Annotated in this window: 13 protein-coding genes and 1 tRNA gene; 9 read left to right on the top strand and 5 right to left on the bottom strand. The window is 71.2% G+C overall.

What is annotated here, in order from left to right; genetic code table 11:
* Positions 1 to 107 precede the first annotated feature (107 nt).
* Positions 108 to 2,603, bottom strand: coding sequence for an SCO7613 C-terminal domain-containing membrane protein (locus tag ACFUPX_RS39750; RefSeq protein WP_383333820.1), 2,496 nt, complete (start codon positions 2,601 to 2,603; stop codon positions 108 to 110).
* A 93-nt stretch (positions 2,604 to 2,696) separates the two neighbouring features.
* On the opposite strand from ACFUPX_RS39750, the gene ACFUPX_RS39755 reads away from it, so the two are divergent.
* Together ACFUPX_RS39755 and ACFUPX_RS39760 are read left to right on the top strand one after the other, a co-directional pair.
* Positions 2,697 to 3,143: an SRPBCC family protein gene (locus ACFUPX_RS39755; RefSeq protein ID WP_383333822.1), complete on the top strand. Its 447-nt coding sequence runs from the start codon at positions 2,697 to 2,699 to the stop codon at positions 3,141 to 3,143.
* 62 nt (positions 3,144 to 3,205) lie between these two features.
* Positions 3,206 to 3,277: transfer RNA gene (locus ACFUPX_RS39760), tRNA-Val, on the top strand.
* 62 nt (positions 3,278 to 3,339) lie between these two features.
* On the opposite strand, the gene ACFUPX_RS39765 is transcribed toward ACFUPX_RS39760, so the two are convergent.
* On the bottom strand, positions 3,340 to 4,065 hold the full coding sequence (locus ACFUPX_RS39765) for a 3'-5' exonuclease (protein ID WP_383333824.1): 726 nt from the start codon (positions 4,063 to 4,065) through the stop codon (positions 3,340 to 3,342).
* Positions 4,066 to 4,234: 169 nt separating this feature from the next.
* Between ACFUPX_RS39765 and ACFUPX_RS39770 the strand changes: the two genes are divergently transcribed.
* The 3 genes from ACFUPX_RS39770 to thrS all read left to right on the top strand — a co-directional run bounded on the left by ACFUPX_RS39770 (position 4,235) and on the right by thrS (position 8,137).
* Positions 4,235 to 4,801 (top strand): DUF4365 domain-containing protein, encoded by a 567-nt coding sequence (locus ACFUPX_RS39770; RefSeq protein ID WP_383333826.1) that lies wholly within the window; start codon positions 4,235 to 4,237, stop codon positions 4,799 to 4,801.
* Positions 4,798 to 6,030, top strand: coding sequence for a hypothetical protein (locus ACFUPX_RS39775; protein WP_383333863.1), 1,233 nt, complete (start codon positions 4,798 to 4,800; stop codon positions 6,028 to 6,030). Before ACFUPX_RS39770 ends, ACFUPX_RS39775 begins: the two co-directional genes overlap by 4 nt.
* Positions 6,031 to 6,160: 130 nt before the next feature.
* Positions 6,161 to 8,137, top strand: coding sequence for a threonine--tRNA ligase (gene thrS / locus ACFUPX_RS39780; RefSeq protein WP_383333828.1), 1,977 nt, complete (start codon positions 6,161 to 6,163; stop codon positions 8,135 to 8,137).
* Positions 8,138 to 8,176: 39 nt separating this feature from the next.
* On the opposite strand, the gene ACFUPX_RS39785 is transcribed toward thrS, so the two are convergent.
* Entirely contained in the window at positions 8,177 to 8,833 is a 657-nt protein-coding gene (locus ACFUPX_RS39785) for a potassium channel family protein (protein ID WP_383333830.1), read from the bottom strand.
* A gap of 67 nt (positions 8,834 to 8,900) precedes the next feature.
* Here ACFUPX_RS39785 and ACFUPX_RS39790 point away from each other — a divergent pair, with 67 nt between their 5' ends.
* Entirely contained in the window at positions 8,901 to 9,464 is a 564-nt protein-coding gene (locus ACFUPX_RS39790; protein ID WP_383333832.1) for an HIT family protein, read from the top strand.
* A 6-nt stretch (positions 9,465 to 9,470) separates the two neighbouring features.
* Here ACFUPX_RS39790 and ACFUPX_RS39795 read toward each other — a convergent pair whose 3' ends face one another.
* Together ACFUPX_RS39795 and ACFUPX_RS39800 are read right to left on the bottom strand one after the other, a co-directional pair.
* Positions 9,471 to 11,138 carry a hypothetical protein gene (locus ACFUPX_RS39795; protein WP_383333834.1) on the bottom strand — a complete coding sequence of 556 codons (1,668 nt, stop codon included), beginning with the start codon at positions 11,136 to 11,138 and terminating at the stop codon, positions 9,471 to 9,473.
* Positions 11,139 to 11,272: 134 nt separating this feature from the next.
* Positions 11,273 to 13,489, bottom strand: coding sequence for an elongation factor G-like protein EF-G2 (locus ACFUPX_RS39800; protein WP_383333836.1), 2,217 nt, complete (start codon positions 13,487 to 13,489; stop codon positions 11,273 to 11,275).
* A gap of 258 nt (positions 13,490 to 13,747) precedes the next feature.
* Between ACFUPX_RS39800 and pgsA the strand changes: the two genes are divergently transcribed.
* Genes pgsA through ACFUPX_RS39815 form a run of 3 tightly spaced genes read left to right on the top strand, consistent with a single transcriptional unit; the run spans position 13,748 to position 16,505 of the window.
* Positions 13,748 to 14,413: a phosphatidylinositol phosphate synthase gene (pgsA, locus tag ACFUPX_RS39805; protein WP_383333838.1), complete on the top strand. Its 666-nt coding sequence runs from the start codon at positions 13,748 to 13,750 to the stop codon at positions 14,411 to 14,413.
* Entirely contained in the window at positions 14,410 to 15,348 is a 939-nt protein-coding gene (locus ACFUPX_RS39810; protein WP_383333840.1) for a phosphatidylinositol mannoside acyltransferase, read from the top strand. The genes pgsA and ACFUPX_RS39810 overlap by 4 nt, the downstream gene beginning before the upstream one ends.
* Positions 15,345 to 16,505: a glycosyltransferase family 4 protein gene (locus tag ACFUPX_RS39815; protein WP_383333842.1), complete on the top strand. Its 1,161-nt coding sequence runs from the start codon at positions 15,345 to 15,347 to the stop codon at positions 16,503 to 16,505. The genes ACFUPX_RS39810 and ACFUPX_RS39815 overlap by 4 nt, the downstream gene beginning before the upstream one ends.
* The last annotated feature ends 77 nt before the right edge of the window (positions 16,506 to 16,582 follow it).

Raw genomic sequence — 16,582 nt, forward strand, 5'->3', positions numbered from 1 at the left:
GCTTTAAGCCTCCGGGCCGCAGTCGTTTTCGCGTGCGCTTTCCCTTACCGCACACGGGAATTGATGACCCGTCGGCTGCCGCACGGATAAAAGCGGAGTCAGTGCAGTCAGTGCATTCTGCCGAGAACGTCACGGACCCGGCGTGCGTCGCGCAGCCGCTGTTCGTACGTCGCGCCGATCGCGAGGAGCAGCAGTCCGGCGAGCGCGGGCGGCAGCCAGCGCGGCAGGGCGTCCACCACTTGGACTACGTAGGGCGCGAGTTCGTGCAGCGCGACCAGGGCGAGGGTCGTGCCGCCGAGCATCAGCGGCGCCTGCAGCCGGTGCCGGGCGCCCACCAGGGTGATCAGCAGGGCCGCGGTGCCCAGGAGCAGCGGCCGCTGCCAGTGCGCGTCGCTCCAGGCGGCGACGAGACTCGGCAGGAGGGTCGCGGCGAGGCCGGGGCCGTACGCCGTCCAGGAGGACGTCTGCGGGGCGCGGCGGAGCCGCAGCGCGCCGATCAGGAGCGCGGGGACGGTGACCGGCAGGGTGTACGCCTCCGGGATGTCGACCGCCCACGCGGCCAGGCGTACCCAGGTCGCCAGGAGGAACAGCAACCCGGCCGCGTACCCGACGGGGCGGCGGTCCGTGCGCAGCGCGGTGCCCGCGGCGATGGCGCCGCCGAGCGCGAGGGCCAGGGCGAGGGTCGGCGCGTGCCCCGCGGTGAGGACGATGGCGAGCCCGCCCGCGAGCGCTCCGGTGATCTCCACCGGCGGCGTCAGCGGATGCGGCCCGAGCCGGGCCGCGGCCAGGGCGCCGAGCGCGGGGACGACCAGCACGAGCAGCCCGGTGTGTTCCGGCCGCAGATTCCAGGCGGCGCCCGAGGCGCAGACGAGCGCGGTGGCGTACGCGACGGCCACACCAACGGCGACGGACGCCACGACAGTCACCCCGCGGCGCACCGCGAGCACCGTCGCCACCAGGAACAGCACGGTCAGGACGCCGAGAGTGCCGAGCGTGCCCCCGGTGGTGGCCAGAGCCAGGAAGGCGACACTCACCGAGGAGGCGACGGCAAGGCACAACGAGGTAAGGCCCAGCCCCTTCGACACACCGCGCGACACGACGAGCGACGAGATGGCGAGCAGAGCTGCGGTCAGGGTGATGTACGCCGATACCCCGGCCGCGTAGGGAAGTTGGAGTGCCGACGGGAGGACGAGAAGGGCGGCCCAGGCGAGGACCAGGGCGCCGGAGAGTGCCGCGGCGGGGGCCAGGGGTGCTTCGGCGTGCGGCTCGTGGGCGGGAGCTGGGGTGGGGACCCCCGCCCCGCCCGGCGGTGTGACCAGGGCCGCCGCTCCCTGCCGCTCCGTGGCTCCGGGCAGGAGGCGGCTCGCCGTGAATGTCACGCCCGCGATGGCCGCCAGTACGAGCGAGGCCATCGCCGGGTGGTGGACCGGCAGTTGGGGTACGGCGTACGCCTCGGGCGTGTTCCGGGGTGTGCCCGACCATGCCTTGCCCGCCCACCCCACGGGCCCGAGCAGGGCGGTGACGAGTGCGGGCAGTGTCCACAGTGCCGCGAGCGCGTGCACCAGGAGTGCAGAGCCTGCCGTACCGCGAACGACGGCCTGTGGCAGGGGCGTGCGGACGAGTGCCAACAGGGCGATGGCACACGCCAGATAGGCGGGGACCGTCCACGCGGCGGGCAGTGCCTCGCGCAGTACACCGCCGGCCGCGGCCACCGCGAGCAGACCGCCCGCGAACGCCGCTCCCGTCGCCTGCGGAGACTGGGTGATCAGCCACGCCGCCACCAGGGCGATCGACGCGGCCAGCAGCAGGAGCGCGCCCGCCTGCGCGGCGCCCGGCACGTCCGTGGCCGACCAGGACAGGTGGCCCGCGCCCGCAGCGCCCCACAGGCCCGTGGCGCAGGCGCCGACGGTCGCGATGACGCGTACGCCGGGGTCGCCGGCCCGCAGCGCGATCGCGACGTCGAACGCCGCCGTCACCAGGAGCGCCGCCGCCGTCGCGTGCTCACCCGCGTCCGCGGCACGCGCCCAGAGGAACAACGGGAGTTGAGCGCCCGCCACAGCCAGCGCCGGCGGCAGCCGCAGCTCGCGGAAGGACACTCCGTACGCGGCCCACAGCGTAGAGAGCACGGCGGTCGCTGCCGCCGTGAAGCCGAGGGGGTCGGTCTCCGGCAGGGCGACGGCATGGACGGCGTACGCGTCGAGGACGGTCAGGGCGAGGCCGAGCGCGGCCACCGTCTCCGCCGTCGAGCGCAGCTTCCGGCGCAGCAGCAGCACGGGCACGCCGAGCGCCGTGAGCGTCACGACGGCGAGGACGGTACTGCGCCCGCCGATGCCGAGGTGACCCCAGCTCACCAGCGTGAAGGCGATCGCCGCGACGGTCAGCAGGATGCCGCCCAGCGTGAGCAGCACGTTCTGCACGTTCGGCGGTGCGGCCTGCGGGCCGCGGGCCGGCCGCGGGGGAGCGGGAGCGGGCGCCACCGCCGGGTGCAGGACGCTGAGCAGCCAGGCGCGGCGCTGGAGCAACTGCGACCTGCGCGCGTCGAGTCGGTGCAGCTCCAGGTCGAGGAGGCGGAGCTCCTCGGCCGGGGGCGGAATGTTCGTCATGTCGGTGGAGTGTGGCGCGGGCCACTGCGACGGGCATCGGTTCGCGTACTCAGTACGTACTCAGATCGGGCGTCCTACCGGCAGACTCGGTCCATGGACTGGAGTCACTACCGCTTCCGCAGCGTCTGGAACGTGCCCGCGCCGCCCCCGGACGTGTACGCCGTCCTCGAACGCGCCGAGGACTATCCGGCGTGGTGGCCCCAGGTGCGCGAGGTGACACCCGTCGACGAGCACAGCGGCACCGCGCGCTTCCGCTCCCTCCTGCCGTACGACCTGTTCGTCACCGCCGAGGAGCGGCGCCGCGACCCGGCGAGCGGGACCCTGGAGATCGCGATGACCGGCGACCTGGAAGGCTGGGCGCGCTGGACCGTCACGGCGGCCCGAGGCGGGACGCGGGCGGTCTACGACCAGGAAGTGGTGGTGCGTAAACCGCTGATGAGACGCCTCGCCGTTCCCGGCAGACCCGTCTTCCTCCTCAACCACGCGCTGATGATGCGCGCGGGCGAGCGAGGTCTGAAGAAGCACCTGCGCGGGAACTGAGGGCTTTCGCGGAAGCGGTTTGAAGGAAACCCGCGAAGACCTGTATTGTTCAGTCCGTTCCCGGGCGATTAGCTCAGTGGGAGAGCGCTTCGTTCACACCGAAGAGGTCACTGGTTCGAACCCAGTATCGCCCACCCGGAGAATGCCGGTCCGTCGTCGACGGACCGGTTTTTTCATGCCCGCATCGTTCGGACGGTCAGGCAGCCGCAGGCATTTCGGGCCGCAGCGGCCACGCCGGATCCACCGCCTCCGGCGTACCACTGCGCGCGAACCAGGCCTGCAGACCGCGCGCCTGTGCCGCGTGCCACACCGCTTGCAGTGCGTGCAGCTCGCTGGGCGAGAGCCTTTCGAGCCGTGAAGCGAACCGCTGCCCCACGGCACGCACGACATCCAGCGCGGCCTGCGCGTCGGCCGCCGCGTCGTGCGCCTCGTCCAGCTCCACCGCGTAGTGCGCGCACAGATCGGTCAGGGTGCGGCGCCCCTTGCGATACCGGTCGAGCTGCTTGTCCAGGACCCGCGGATCCAGCACGCACAGCGGTGAACCTGCCATGTAGTGGCCGAGCGAGGACGCGCGGTGCCTGCGCAACTCCCGGTCCAGCATCGTCAGATCGAAGGGTGCGTTCATGACGACGATGGGGCGGCCCGCCGCGCCCTGTTCCGCCAGCTCCCTCGCTATCTCCTCCATCACCGGCGCGGGCCAGCGGCCGTTGTGCTGCAGATGTTCCTCCGTCAGGCCGTGTATCGCGGTGGCTCCCGCGGGCACGGGAATGCCCGGGTTCACCAGCCAGCGAGTGATGCGCGGGCGGGTGCCCACGCCTTGCTGGACGACGACGGCGGCCGACACAATGCGGTCGGTCTCGACGTCGACGCCCGTGGTCTCCGTGTCGAATGCGGCCAAGGGCCCCTCGTACCAGCACGTCATAGTGACGCAACTCCTCGATCATGTCCGGCAGATGGCTTTCCTCCCCCTGCCCACACCGGTGATACCCGGGCCGTTTGCGCTGTACGCGGCCCGGAGACAACAGAGGTACAGGGCTTGGAAGTCGACCGGCCCGAAGCGGGGATTCACTGGTTCGGAAGGCACGTTGAACATGGCGCTCGCGCAGCCCGAACAGGGTGGGCTGCTGCCCGAGCGGATCGCACCGCCGCGCGGCACACTCGCCACCACCGCCTGTATGGAGACCCTTCAGGTGGGTTATCTGCACGCTGTCGCCGCCGCGGCGGGGTGCTCGCTCTCACAGCCCTTCCCGGACAACGGAATCGACTGGCACGTCAGCCACAGCGCCCCCGGGCACACGGTCGACGACGAAGTCACCATCAAGGTGCAGCTCAAGTGCACCTACCAGATACCGCCGAACCCCCCGGGCGCCGCCTTCTCCTTCACGCTCGACAACCCGCACCTGGAGAAGCTCGCCCGCACGCCGGTCTCGGTGCACAAGATCCTGGTCGTGATGCTCGTGCCCCGGTCGCAGGACGACTGGCTGCGCGCGGACCACGACCGGCTCGACCTACGGCACTGCTGCTACTGGACCAACCTCGCCGGACACCAGGTGACCGGCCGGCGCAGGACGACCGTGCGCGTCCCGACCTCGCGGATCTTCGACGACAAGGCCCTCTGCGAGATCATGACGCGGGTCGGGACGGGAGGGAGACCCTGATGCACCGCCCGATCGAAGAGCCACTACGTTCCGTTCGCCCGCACCCCGTTGAAGCCGTGGGCGCCTGGGCCGATCCGCTGGGTCCCCTGGACCCTGCACAGGTCGACCCCGCCGTGCTCGGCGCGCTGCTGGAGAGGCACGGCTGGCACCGGCGCGGAGGAGCGGCGGGGCGCTACGCCCGCTGGACCCCGCCGGGGCCCGGGGGCGGCGGCACGAGCCTGCTCGTGCCGGAGAGCAGGGCCTTTCCCGACTGCGAGGACCTGCTCGGCGAGGCGCTCACCGCCCTGTCGCGCAGCGGGTCGCCGTCGGCGCGTGACGTGCTCGTCGGGCTCACCGTGCCCAGCGACGAGATCCGCTGGTGGCGTGATGTCCCGATGGGCCCCGCGGGCGCCGCGACCTGGACGGCGGAGGAGCAACTGCGGGCGGCGGCACGCAAGATGCTGCTCGCGGGGGCACTCGCCGCGCGCGGCCGTGCCGGGTACTACGGGGCGCGGCACCGCGGGCCCGCCGCCGCGTCCCTGGAGAGCGTCCTGGTGGGGCCCGCTCCCGGTGGGCGCCAGCTCACCGCGTTCGTGCCCGTCATGACCGGGCGGCTCCTGGCGGTGCGGCTGCACCAGGCGTTGTACGCGGTCCGCGAAGCCGTCGACTACCAACGCGCCACGGGTGGCATGGACGCCTTCGACGGCGCCGTGGAGGCAGGCGTCAGCCAGGAGTTGACCGAGGCTCTCGTGGCCCTGGTGCGGGGCACGGAAGGGGCGCGCATAGCCGTGGAGTGGGCGCCGGCCGCCGGGGTGCCCGAGGGGTGCGCCGTCGACGCCGAGCCCGTCGAGTTCTCGCCCGGTGACCTGCCGGTGCTGAGGGAGGCGGGCGCCCGCTATCTGCGGGACGAGCCGGCGATGCCGGTGCGGATCACGGGGGCCGTGGTGCGGATGCGGCGGTCGGGGCCGCGGGGCGAGGGCACGGTGCGGGTCCGGGTGCTCGCGGGCGTGGACGTCCCCCACGTACGCATGACGCTGGACGAGGAGTCGTATCGCATCGCGGGCCATGCCCACCTCGTGGGGCTGCCGATCCGGGTGCACGGGCGCCTGGAGAGCCGGGGCGGGTTCCGGCGGCTGACCGGGGCCTGCGGAGTGGTGCCCGTGCAGGTGGACGAGGCCGAGAAGGACCGCCTGATGAAGTCGCTCCAGGAGAATCTCGACTTCTTCGAGGAGGCGTGCAGCGGGGACTGAGGCGGGCCGCGGCCGAGGCCCGGGGATACCGGCGGACAACCGTTTCGCGATGGGCGCCCCCGGCTCGGTACGATTCGTATCGCGCGCAGGAGCAGATCTGCCGCGACCCCCTTCAGGTAGGAGAAGACCGGTGTCAGATGTCCGTGTGATCATCCAACGCGATTCCGAGCGGGAAGAGCGCGTGGTGACGACGGGCACTACGGCCGCGGAACTCTTCACCGGCGAGCGCACCATCGTCGCCGCCCGCGTGGCCGGCGAGCTGAAGGACCTCGCGTACGTGGTGCGGGACGGCGAGGAGGTCGAGCCGGTCGAGATCTCCTCCGAGGACGGCCTGAACATCCTGCGCCACTCCACCGCGCACGTGATGGCGCAGGCCGTGCAGGAGCTCTTCCCGGACGCCAAGCTGGGCATCGGCCCGCCGGTCCAGAACGGCTTCTACTACGACTTCGACGTCGAGAAGCCCTTCACGCCCGAGGACCTCAAGGCCGTCGAGAAGAAGATGCAGGAGATCCAGAAGCGCGGCCAGCGCTTCTCGCGCCGCGTCGTCACCGACGAGGCCGCCCGCGAGGAGCTCGCCGACGAGCCGTACAAGCTGGAGCTCATCGGCATCAAGGGCGCCGCGTCCAGCGACGACGGCGCGGACGTCGAGGTGGGCGGCGGCGAGCTGACCATCTACGACAACCTCGACCCGAAGACCGGCGACCTGTGCTGGAAGGACCTCTGCCGCGGTCCCCACCTGCCCACCACCCGCAACATCCCGGCGTTCAAGCTCATGCGCAACGCGGCGGCGTACTGGCGCGGCAGCGAGAAGAACCCGATGCTCCAGCGCATCTACGGCACCGCATGGCCCACCAAGGACGAGCTCAAGGCCCACCTGGAGTTCCTCGCCGAGGCCGAGAAGCGCGACCACCGCAAGCTCGGCAGCGAGCTGGACCTCTTCTCCATCCCGGAGCAGATCGGCTCGGGCCTGGCGGTCTTCCACCCCAAGGGCGGCATCATCCGCCGGGTCATGGAGGACTACTCGCGCCGCCGCCACGAGGAGGAGGGGTACGAGTTCGTCTACACCCCCCACGCCACCAAGGGGAAGCTCTTCGAGACCTCGGGCCACCTGGACTGGTACGCCGACGGCATGTACCCGCCCATGCAGCTCGACGAGGGCGTGGACTACTACCTCAAGCCCATGAACTGCCCGATGCACAACCTGATCTTCGACGCACGCGGACGTTCCTACCGTGAACTGCCGCTGCGCCTCTTCGAGTTCGGCACGGTGTACCGCTACGAGAAGTCGGGCGTCGTGCACGGTCTGACCCGGGCCCGCGGCTTCACCCAGGACGACGCGCACATCTACTGCACCAAGGAGCAGATGGCGGACGAGCTCGACACGACGCTCACCTTCGTCCTGAACCTCCTGCGCGACTACGGCCTGACCGACTTCTACCTGGAGCTCTCCACCAAGGACCCGGAGAAGTTCGTCGGCTCGGACGAGGTCTGGGAAGAGGCCACCGAGACGCTGCGCAAGGTCGCCGAGAAGCAGGGCCTGCCGCTGGTCCCCGACCCGGGCGGCGCCGCGTTCTACGGCCCGAAGATCTCCGTGCAGTGCAAGGACGCCATCGGCCGCACCTGGCAGATGTCGACCGTGCAGCTCGACTTCAACCTGCCGGAGCGCTTCAACCTGGAGTACACCTCGCCGGACGGCTCCAAGCAGCGTCCGGTGATGATCCACCGCGCGCTCTTCGGGTCGATCGAGCGGTTCTTCGCCGTGCTCCTGGAGCACTACGCGGGCGCCATGCCGCCGTGGCTCGCCCCCGTCCAGGCCGTGGGCATCCCCGTCGGGGACGCGCACATCCCCTACCTCCAGGAGTTCGCGGCCGAGGCCAAGAAGAAGGGCCTGCGGGTAGAGGTGGACGCCTCCTCCGACCGCATGCAGAAGAAGATCAGGACGCAGCAGAAGCTGAAGGTCCCGTTCATGATCATCGTCGGTGACGACGACATGAACGCGGGCACGATCTCCTTCCGCTACCGCGACGGCTCGCAGGAGAACGGCATTCCGCGCGACCAGGCGCTGGCCAAGCTCATCGACGTGGTGGAGCGCCGCGAGCAGGTGTGATCCGTCCCCGCCGACGCGGGGCAGAGGCCTCCGGGACGTTCAGCGTCCCGGAGGCCTCTTGTCGTCCTCCCGCGTGAACACCTGAAGCAGCCACGACGAGAACGACCCCGTCACCGCGCCGAGCAGCGCGAGGCCGCAGAGCATCAGACCCACCGCGATCAGACGCCCCATCGGCGTCACGGGCGTCTCGTCGCCGTAGCCCACCGTCGCGAGCGTGGCCGACGCCCACCACACCGCGTCCCCGAAGGTGCGGATCGTCGCGCCCGGCGCCCCGCGCTCGTGCTGGTAGACGGCCAGCGACGCGGCGAAGCCGAGAAGCAGGGCCGAAAGACCGGAGTACGTGACCACGCGCGCGTGCAGTGCGAGCCGGGGCCTGCCGTGCCGGCGCTGGACGGCCTCGTAGATGTGCACGACGCGCAGCGGCCGCAGCAGGGGCAGGACGAGGACGAGGGTGTCCAGGAGGTGTCTGCGGACGAAGCGCGGGCCCTGTCCGCTCAGCCGCCACCGCACCGCGTAGTCCACGGCGAACACCGCCCAGGCCGCGAAGAGCACCACCACGCAGACGGTGCGCCATGCCCGGGGCAGATCCGAGGCCAGGACCTGTACCGCGTACGAGGTCAGGAAGAGAAGCGAGGCCACGGCGAGCAGCGCCTCCGTGCGGTTCTCCCAGCGTGCCTGACGGCTGTCATCGGTCATCGCCCCAGCTTCGCGCCGCTGCGCCCGGCGGGCGCCCCGCCGACACGCTCCGATCGGACCAAGTCATATGCTTCACTGCATGACGAGTGAGCCGGAGCAGCAGATCGGAGTGGGGACGCAGGACGCGTTCCAGCGCCTGTGGACGCCCCACCGGATGGCGTACATCCAGGGCGAGAACAAGCCGAGCGGTCCGGGCGCCGACGACGGCTGTCCCTTCTGCTCCATCCCGGCCAAATCCGACGAGGACGGTCTCGTCGTCGCGCGCGGCGAGCAGGTGTACGCGGTCCTGAATCTCTACCCGTACAACGGCGGCCATCTGATGGTCGTGCCCTACCGCCACGTCGCCGACTACACCGAGCTGACCGCCCCGGAGACGGCCGAGCTCGGTGAACTCACCAAGCAGGCCATGACGGCGCTGCGCGCGGCGTCCGGCGCGCACGGCTTCAACATCGGCATGAACCAGGGCTCGGTGGCAGGCGCCGGTATCGCCGCGCATCTGCACCAGCACATCGTGCCGCGCTGGGGCGGGGACACGAACTTCATGCCGGTCGTCGGGCACACGAAGATCCTTCCGCAGCTGCTCGCGGACACCCGCAAGATGCTGGCCGACGCCTGGCCCGCCACCTCCTAGCGCGGCCTAGGCGTCGTACACGTCCGCCTTCCTCGGCATCGGGTCCTGGACCATCCCGCTGAGGAGGCCGGAGCGGTTGCCGAACTTCTCCGTGTTCACGCCGTTCTCCTCGAGGACCTTGATGGCCGCCGAGTGCACCACGCGCAGCACCGGCGTGGCCGCGCGCAGCGCGTCGTCGGCCATGAAGCGGTGCCGCCAGGGCTTGTCCGCCCAGGCGTGCCGCAGGCCGAAGGGCTCGGGCAGGACCAGCTTGCCGCCGAGGTGGTCCAGGATCGGCGGATACCAGGTGAAGGGGGCGCGCACCGCGAGGCGTACGACCTCGTCGGCGTCGACCAGCGGCAGCTTGCGCTCGGTGGTCTCCCAGAACTTGATGGGCTTGGAGACCTTCTTGACCTTGGGGTCGGGCTTGCTGGTGAACAGCGAGTGGACCGGTCCGAGCGCGTGACCGGTGACCTCGATGCGCAGGGTCTCGTGCAGGACGGTCACCGTGATCAGCATCGTGATGACCAACTGGCCGTCCCACAGCGTGAACTGGCAGCCCAGATAGTGCCGGTTGCCGCCGCCGAACTGCTGCTCGTTGCAGATCCGCTGTATCTCGTGGCCCCGGACCTGGAAGGCCTCGACCTCCGTGCCGCTGGGGCGTGAGACCGACCCCGCGTTCTCCCCGATGGGGGAGACGATCCAGTGCTTTATCGACGGGGTCGGGAAGCCGCCGGTGTGCAGCGGGCCGCGCTCGAGCAGGCGCAGCTGGTCGTGCACCGCCCGTATGACGTCCCAGCTGCGGAACGGGTGGATCTCCGTGCCTTCCTTGCTGGAGACCAGCTCCTCGGCCAGCTGCCAGCTGCCCCAGCGCGTGCCCATGCCCAGTATTCCCTTGGGGCCCGCGTAGAAGACCGAGTTGCTCTGCTGCTCGGCCGACAGACGCGCCAGGCCCTGGCGGAGCTGCTCGGCGGCCGTCTCGCCGGGGCTGCCGGGCACCGCCTCGGGGATCTTGGCGCCGATGCCGCCGCCGGAGAGCAGGCTCCCCCAGCGGTCGCGCAGGTCGCGCGCGGTGCGCTCGGCGATCAGCTTGGCCCAGAACCAGCCGAGTACGGGGACGACGATCGCCGCTCGGATGTACCAGCCCAGGAGGCCGCCGATCGGCAGTTTGACGAGAAAGATCACGGCGAGGACACCCACGGCGACCAGCGCGGCCGTGGCGATCGCGCTCGCCCGCTTGTTGTCCCGCTTGACGACCGCCTGCTTGATGGTGAAGAGCAGCAGCCAGACGAGGAGTCCGGGCAGGAAGAGCAGCCCGCACAGCGCCATCACGACGGTGAGCCAGCGGTCGCGGTCCTTGCGGATGTTGTTCGCGGCCAGGCAGTGCTCGACGATCGACTGCGGTTCCATGCCGAAGGACTGGATGAGCGGCTTGCGGGCGCCGCCCAGCATCCGCACCTGCACGGCGCGCGCGAAGGCCTCGCCCAGATTCGGCGCGAAGAGCGACCACAGGCCGTCCTTCACCTCGGATTTGTGCCATTCGTTGTTGGCTTCGAGGATCTTCGCAGCCTTGTCGTCGCGGTAAGCGGCCGACGACAGGGCGTGGGTCGCCGCCGTCTGTCCGGCGGCCCCGGACAGGGGGACCTGGGCCCCGGGCCTGAAGTCGAATACGTCGTCCGCCACTGCCGCCCCCATCGCCCGCACACGTTCGCTGCTGCGGCTCTTCCCGACTTCCTTGCCCCGCACACCTGTTGATCAGGTCATCAGCGTATCTGTGCGCACCGACATCCGGCAGGGCGCATCCCGCGCACCCTGCCGGATGCCCTCAACTAGGAAGCGTCCTGGGCCTGTTCACGGATCCTCTCGGAGAGCTGCGGGGGCATGGGCTCGTGGCGTGCGTACGTGCGGCTGAAGCGCGCGGTGCCCTGCGAGAGGGACCGCAGGTCCACGGCGTAGCGCCCGATCTCGATCTCGGGCACCTCGGCCCGTACGAGCGTGCGCCCGCCGGGCGCCTGCTCCGTACCGACCACCCGGCCCCGGCGCCCGGAGAGGTCGCTCATCACCGAGCCCACGTGGTCGTCGCCGACCAGGACCCGCACCTCCGCCACCGGCTCCAGGAGGTGGATCCTGGCGTCGGCCGCCGCCTCGCGCAGGGCGAGCGCGCCCGCCGTCTGGAACGCGGCGTCCGAGGAGTCCACCGAGTGCGCCTTGCCGTCGAGCAGCGTGATCCGTACGTCGATGAGGGGATAGCCGGCGGCCACCCCCCGGCCGGCCTGCGCGCGCACGCCCTTCTCGACGGAGGGGATGAACTGCCGGGGCACGGCGCCGCCCACGACCTTGTCGACGAACTCGATGCCGCTGCCGCCCGGCAGCGGTTCGACCTCGATCTCGCAGATCGCGTACTGGCCGTGGCCGCCGGACTGCTTCACATGACGGCCGCGCCCCCCGGACCTGCCCGCGAACGTCTCCCGGAGGGAGACCTTGTGGGTCACGACGTCCACCTGCACCCCGTACCGGCTGCGCAGCCGTTCCAGTGCGACGTCCGCATGGGCCTCGCCCAGGCACCACAGGACCACCTGGTGGGTGTCCTGGTTCTGTTCGAGGCGCATCGTCGGATCCTCGGCGACCAGCCGGGAGAGCCCCTGGGAGAGCTTGTCCTCGTCCGCCTTGCTGTGTGCCTGGATGGCGAGCGGCAGGAGCGGGTCGGGCATGTCCCAGGGCTCCATCAGGAGCGGATCGTCCTTGGCCGAGAGGGTGTCGCCCGTCTCCGCGCGGTTCAGCTTGGCGACACAGGCCAGATCACCCGCGATACAGCTGCTGAGCGTGCGCTGCTGCTTGCCGAAGGGGGAGGAGAGGGCGCCGACGCGCTCGTCCGCCTCGTGCAGGGCGCGGCCCTCGTGGCCGCGGTCGGCCAGACCGTGCCCCGAGACGTGTACGGCCTCGTCGGGGCGCAGGGTCCCGGAGAAGACGCGTACGAGCGAGACACGCCCCACGTAGGGATCGGACGCCGTCTTCACGACCTCGGCGACCAGCGGCCCGTTCGGATCGCAGGTGAGCGCGGGCCGCGCCTTGCCGCCCGGTGTGGTGACGGCGGGCGCCGGATGCTCCAGGGGGGTGGGGAAGCCGCCCGTGATCAGCTCCAGGAGCTCCACCGTGCCGATGCCCTGGCGGGCGCCGTCGGCCGCGGGGGCCGCCGCGAGCACGGGGTGGAAGATGCCGCGCGCCACGGCCCGTTCCAGATCGTCCACGAGTGTCTTGAAGTCGATGTCCTCACCGCTGAGATAGCGGTCCATGAGGGATTCGTCCTCGCTCTCGGCGATGATCCCCTCGATCAGTTTGTTGCGTGCGTCCTCGATGAGCGGGAGCTGGTCCTCACCCGGTTCGGACTCCTTGCGCTCACCGGAGGCGTAGTCGAAGATCCGCTGCGAGAGCAGCCCGACCAGACCGGTCACCGGTGCGTGCCCGTCCGGCCCCTCGGCGCCGTGCAGCGGCAGGTAGAGCGGCAGCACGGCGTCGGGGTCGTCGGCCCCGAAGGCCTCCGCGCAGGTCCGCGTCATCTCCCTGAAGTCGGCGCGGGCCGCCTCCAGGTGGGTCACCACGATGGCCCGCGGCATGCCGACCGCCGCGCACTCCTCCCACACCATGCGGGTCGCGCCGGTGATGCCTTCGACGCCCTCGGCCGCCGAGACGACGAAGAGGGCCGCGTCCGCGGCGCGCAGACCGGCCCGTAACTCGCCGACGAAATCGGCGTACCCAGGGGTGTCCAGAAGATTGATCTTGAAGCCGTCCCATTCGACGGGGACGAGGGACAGCTGCACCGAGCGCTGCTGCCGGTGCTCGATGTCGTCGTAGTCGGAGACGGTGGCGCCGTCCTCCACGCGGCCCGCCCGGTTCACCGCCCCCGCGGTCAGCGCGAGGGCCTCCACCAGAGTCGTCTTGCCCGATCCGCTGTGGCCGACCAGCACCACATTCCGTACGGACGCGGGGTGGTCGGCCGCTGTAGCCCTGCCGGCGGCTCCGGGGTGTGCGTTCGCCTTGTCGCCCATGCCTTGGCCTCCCGGTTACGTGCACGGTGAGGAGGCACAGCCCCCTCGGGGATGCTGGCTGCTCGCGGACACGCGGGGCCGTGTGCGGGTCGGCTCCGGCGACGCCCGCGGTGCTTTCGAGCTTTCCACTCGGGTCACTGTGCGTCCATACGTCGTACGCGATCGTGAGGGGGCGAGCCGGTCCGTCAAGGGCGTGACTACGATGGGCCAGCCGGTGGCCAACAGGGCCGCGCGGCTCACCGACCCCTCGGGAAGGCCATGCTGAACAAGTACGCGCGTGCATTCTTCACGCGTGTTCTCACACCGTTCGCCGCGTTTCTCATCCGTCGCGGCGTCAGCCCCGACGCGGTCACCTTCATCGGCACCGCCGGTGTGGTGGCGGGCGCGCTGGTCTTCTTCCCCCGCGGCGAGTTCTTCTGGGGCACGATCGTCATCACGCTCTTCGTGTTCTCCGACCTCGTCGACGGGAACATGGCGCGGCAGCTGGGACGCTCCAGCCGCTGGGGAGCCTTCCTGGACTCGACGCTCGACCGGGTGGCCGACAGCGCGATCTTCGGCGGCCTCGCGCTCTGGTACGCGGGCTCCGGCGACAACAACGTCCTGTGCGCCGTCTCCATCTTCTGCCTGGCCAGCGGCCAGGTGGTCTCGTACACGAAGGCACGCGGCGAGGCGATCGGCCTGCCCGTCGCCGTCAACGGCCTGGTGGAGCGCGCCGAGCGCCTGGTGATCACGCTGGTCGCCGCGGGCCTCGCCGGACTGCACAAGTTCGGGGTCCCCGGCATCGACGTACTGCTGCCCGTCGCCCTGTGGGTCGTCGCCGTCGGCAGCCTCGTCACGCTCGTCCAGCGCGTCGTGACCGTGCGCAAGGAGGCCGCGGAGGCGGACGCCCAGGCCCCGGCACAGGGCAGTGAGGCCACGTCGTGAAGGACCGGCTGACCGACGCGCTCTACGGAGCCGCCTGGAGCTCGGTCAAGAAGCTCCCCGAACCGGTTGCGGTGCGCCTGGGCCGGACCATCGCCGACGCCGTGTGGAAGCGGCGCGGCAAGGGCGTACTGCGCCTGGAGGCGAACTACGCGCGCGTGGTGCCCGACGCGAGCCCGGAGCGCCTGGCCGAGCTGTCCCGGGCGGGCATGCGTTCGTACCTGCGCTACTGGATGGAGTCGTTCCGGCTGCCGTCGTGGAGCCGGGAGCGCATCAGGGACGGCTTCGACGTCAAGGGCGTCCACCACCTGACCGACGGCCTCGACGCGGGCAAGGGCGTCATCATCGCGCTGCCGCACCTGGGCAACTGGGACCTGGCGGGCGCGTGGGTCACCACGAAGCTCGACACGCCGTTCACGACGGTGGCGGAGCGGCTCAAGCCCGAGACGCTGTACGACCGCTTCGTCGCCTACCGCGAGAGCCTGGGCATGGAGGTCCTGCCGCACGAGGGCGGCTCCGCGTTCGGCACCCTGGCGCGGCGGCTGCGCGCGGGCGGCCTGATCTGCCTCGTGTCGGACCGGGACCTCTCGTCGTCCGGCGTCGAGGTGAAGTTCTTCGGTGACACCGCGCGGATGCCCGCGGGGCCCGCGCTCCTCGCGCAGCAGACGGGGGCGCTGTTGCTGCCCGTCACCCTCTGGTATGACGAGTCGCCCGTCATGAAGGGGCGTATCCACGGTCCCGTCGATGTCCCCGAGACAGGTACCCGCACGGAGAAGACGTCTGTCATGACGCAGGCGCTGGCAGACGCCTTCGCCACGGGTATCGCCGACCATCCGGAGGACTGGCACATGCTGCAGCGCTTGTGGCTCGCTGATCTCGACCCCGCGAAGGGGCCCGCCGACGGGTCCGGGCACCTCGCCGAGGGGACCACGCCGTGAGGATCGGCATCGTCTGCCCCTATTCGTGGGACGTGCCGGGCGGCGTCCAGTTCCACATCCGCGACCTCGCGGAGCATCTGATCCGCCTCGGGCACGAGGTGTCCGTCCTGGCCCCCGCGGACGACGAGACCCCGCTCCCGCCGTACGTCGTCTCGGCGGGCCGCGCCGTTCCCGTGCCGTACAACGGCTCGGTGGCCCGGCTCAACTTCGGGTTCCTGTCGGCCGCGCGGGTGCGCCGCTGGCTGCACGACGGCACGTTCGACGTCATCCACATCCACGAACCGACCTCGCCCTCCCTCGGCCTCCTCACCTGCTGGGCGGCGCAGGGCCCGATCGTCGCGACGTTCCACACGTCCAACCCGCGCTCGCGGGCGATGATCGCGGCGTACCCGATCCTGCAGCCCGCCCTGGAGAAGATCAGCGCGCGCATCGCGGTGAGCGAGTACGCGCGCCGCACCCTCGTCGAACACCTGGGCGGCGACGCGGTCGTCATCCCGAACGGCGTGGACGTCGACTTCTTCGCCAAGGTCGAGCCCAAGGCGGAGTGGCAGGGCGGGACGATCGGCTTCATCGGCCGCATCGACGAGCCGCGCAAGGGGCTCCCGGTGCTGATGAAGGCGCTGCCGAAGATCCTCGCCGAGCGCCCCGATACCCGGCTGCTGGTCGCGGGCCGCGGCGACGAGCACGAGGCCGTCTCCTCGCTGCCGGTCGAGATGCGCGAGCGCGTGGAGTTCCTCGGCATGGTCAGCGACGAGGACAAGGCGCGGCTGCTGCGCAGCGTCGATGTGTACGTCGCCCCCAACACAGGGGGCGAGAGCTTCGGGATCATCCTGGTCGAGGCGCTCTCGGCGGGCGCGCCCGTCCTCGCCAGCGATCTGGACGCCTTCGCGCAGGTCCTGGACCAGGGCGCCGCGGGCGACCTGTTCACCAACGAGGACGCGGACTCGCTCGCCGCGTCGGCGCTGCGGCTCCTGGGCGATCCCGAGCGGCGTGAGGAGCTGCGCGAGCGCGGCAGCAAGCACGTGCGCCGCTTCGACTGGTCGACGGTGGGCGCCGACATCCTCTCGGTGTACGAGACGGTGGCGGACGGGGCGGCGGCGGTGGCCGCCGATGAACGTACGGGCCTGCGGGCGCGGTTCGGGCTCGCACGGGACTGACCCCTCGCCGGGCTCCCCGTCACGGGGGCGGGGAGCCCGGCGCGGAGGGCGGGGGAGCCCGCCGGTGAACCGGCGCC

The organism is Streptomyces sp. NPDC057302, assembly GCF_042667685.1.
Taxonomy (GTDB): Bacteria; Actinomycetota; Actinomycetes; order Streptomycetales; family Streptomycetaceae; genus Streptomyces.

Excerpts from the sequence above, each read along its gene's own strand:
- ACFUPX_RS39750 (WP_383333820.1), bottom strand. The coding sequence starts at position 2,603 with ATGACGAACATTCCGCCCCCGGCCGAGGAGCTCCGCCTCCTCGACCTG.
- ACFUPX_RS39755 (WP_383333822.1), top strand. The coding sequence starts at position 2,697 with ATGGACTGGAGTCACTACCGCTTCCGCAGCGTCTGGAACGTGCCCGCG.
- ACFUPX_RS39765 (WP_383333824.1), bottom strand. The coding sequence starts at position 4,065 with ATGACGTGCTGGTACGAGGGGCCCTTGGCCGCATTCGACACGGAGACC.
- ACFUPX_RS39770 (WP_383333826.1), top strand. The coding sequence starts at position 4,235 with ATGGCGCTCGCGCAGCCCGAACAGGGTGGGCTGCTGCCCGAGCGGATC.
- ACFUPX_RS39785 (WP_383333830.1), bottom strand. The coding sequence starts at position 8,833 with ATGACCGATGACAGCCGTCAGGCACGCTGGGAGAACCGCACGGAGGCG.
- ACFUPX_RS39790 (WP_383333832.1), top strand. The coding sequence starts at position 8,901 with ATGCTTCACTGCATGACGAGTGAGCCGGAGCAGCAGATCGGAGTGGGG.
- ACFUPX_RS39795 (WP_383333834.1), bottom strand. The coding sequence starts at position 11,138 with ATGGGGGCGGCAGTGGCGGACGACGTATTCGACTTCAGGCCCGGGGCC.
- ACFUPX_RS39800 (WP_383333836.1), bottom strand. The coding sequence starts at position 13,489 with ATGGGCGACAAGGCGAACGCACACCCCGGAGCCGCCGGCAGGGCTACA.
- pgsA (WP_383333838.1), top strand. The coding sequence starts at position 13,748 with ATGCTGAACAAGTACGCGCGTGCATTCTTCACGCGTGTTCTCACACCG.